1 protein-coding gene and 1 pseudogene are annotated in these 989 nt (G+C 36.4%); both read right to left on the bottom strand.

Features of this window, described 5'->3' with window-relative positions:
- Positions 1–375: pseudogene (locus ACFIK8_RS09210) on the bottom strand (HlyC/CorC family transporter); the annotation flags it as partial.
- Between the two features lie 97 nt (positions 376–472).
- Entirely contained in the window at positions 473–949 is a 477-nt protein-coding gene (ybeY, locus tag ACFIK8_RS09205; RefSeq protein ID WP_375669246.1) for an rRNA maturation RNase YbeY, read from the bottom strand.
- Between the last annotated feature and the right edge of the window lie 40 nt (positions 950–989).

Here is a 989-nt window from a genome sequence, read left to right as displayed (position 1 = left end):
AGCATAAACAGGTATGCGAGAATGTCCAATTTTTGCAAAACATTTAAGGGCTTTTCCAAGAGGGGTATTTATATCCAATGCCTCGATTTCAGAACGTGGAATCATGACATCATCAACGCGTGCTTCACGCAAGCGTAGAATATTATGCAGCATAGTACGTTCTTCAGGTGAAAAGAGGGCAGTGTCTTTTTCATTGTTAGCAGTGAGTGCAACGGTAAGATTATCACGCAGTGATGTAGAATTGCGGCCACGTAAAAACGAAAACAAATGATTTATCAGAGAGTGTTTTTCTGTATGATTTGCTTGTTGAGGCGAATGTTCTTCAGTATGAGAAGGCGTTTGATTATTATTTTGTGCATTCACTTTATTTTCCATGGTTTTGAGATCTTTTAAACTTTCTTTTTATAAGAGAGATAAGGTGTTTTAAATTGTATGATTGTGATATTGATTTAAAAAGTTAATTTTTATCATTTTAAGATAATTCAGCATAGGGATCATTTCTGGAAAGCTTTAGCAGAATTTCTATTTCGAGCTCTTCCATTTGACACGCTTCATCATTTGTTTCATGGTTATAGCCAAGCAGATGGAGGATACCATGGACAATCATATGCGTTAAATGGTCCTGAAAAGATTTTCCTTCTTTCTTTGCTTCAAGAACGACAGTTTCTTGCGCAATAATGATATCACCAAGCATGAGTCCAGGTGGATCTCCAGCGTTAAGGGGCAAAGCAGGAAAGGATAACACATTGGTGGATTTGTTTTTATTGCGCCATTGTGCATTGATCTGTGCCATATGTTTGTCATCTGTAAAAAGCAGGCTGATTTCGCTTACAACATTTTCCAATGAAAGATGGTGCATTGTCGTTTTTAATGCTTTTTCGGTGATATCATAAAGCATTTTCTCATTATTCCACCTAGCACTCTCAACAGTTATATCAATAGTAATCATGATGAATCAAATTCACTTTTTTGACGAAGAGCATGAGAGT

This window comes from Bartonella sp. MR168JLCBS (assembly GCF_042194175.1).
Note: the sequence above shows the minus strand (reverse complement) of the source record. Positions and strands in the feature narration are given on the sequence as shown.

Bases quoted from the DNA above. Each gene is read 5' to 3' on its own strand.
- ybeY (WP_375669246.1), bottom strand. From the start codon at position 949: ATGATTACTATTGATATAACTGTTGAGAGTGCTAGGTGGAATAATGAG.